Raw genomic sequence first — 642 nt, 5'->3', positions numbered from 1 at the left:
CAATAGCGTCATGGGCCCCACGGTGGGGACGGAAGCCAAAACTATTATCAGAGAAAACACGCTCAAAGATAGGCGTAAGAATTTGGGCTACAGCTTGTTGAACCATTCGGTCCACCACCGTTGGTATTCCAAGTCTTCTTACTCCACCATTAGGCTTCGGAATTTCTACCCGTTTGACTGGGGCTGGTTTATACTTGCCCTCACGCAAACTAGCGATCAGTTCCGTCTTATTTTCTCTAAGATATGGCAGAAGGTCATTGACTGTCATATCGTCAACGCCTGCTGCTCCTTTATTTCTCTTAACTCGCAAATAAGCCTGATTAAGGTTATTGCGATCCAAGACTAAGTCTTGGATAGTGACACTCATACCTTTACCTTCACCATAACCGGTACTACGCGCCCTTGTGTACTTTCGGTTTTCCAAACCTATCCTCGACAAGCGGTCAGCTTGTTGTTCTGTTTTCTGCGATTGTCGCACCTGATTACACCTCCGATATAAGTTACAAGTTATTGTCGTTCAGTCCTTCATCTGATTATTCAAACTACTATGACCTCGGCTGACTTCTGGCTTACTCAACACTGCATCACTGCACCGCTTGTTTCTGTGGAAATTAAACTTATTCCTCTTGTCGGAAACGTGTA

At 44.9% G+C, this 642-nt stretch carries 1 pseudogene; it reads right to left on the bottom strand.

Annotation, left to right across the window (positions count from 1 at the left end):
• Positions 1-478, bottom strand: a pseudogene (locus tag LMC10_RS01110) (reverse transcriptase domain-containing protein); the annotation flags it as partial.
• Positions 479-642: the final 164 nt, after the last annotated feature.

It is taken from the genome of Limosilactobacillus reuteri subsp. simiae (genome assembly GCF_020784875.1).
Classification (GTDB): domain Bacteria; phylum Bacillota; class Bacilli; order Lactobacillales; family Lactobacillaceae; genus Limosilactobacillus; species Limosilactobacillus reuteri_H.
This window is presented reverse-complemented; position numbering and strand designations above follow the sequence as displayed.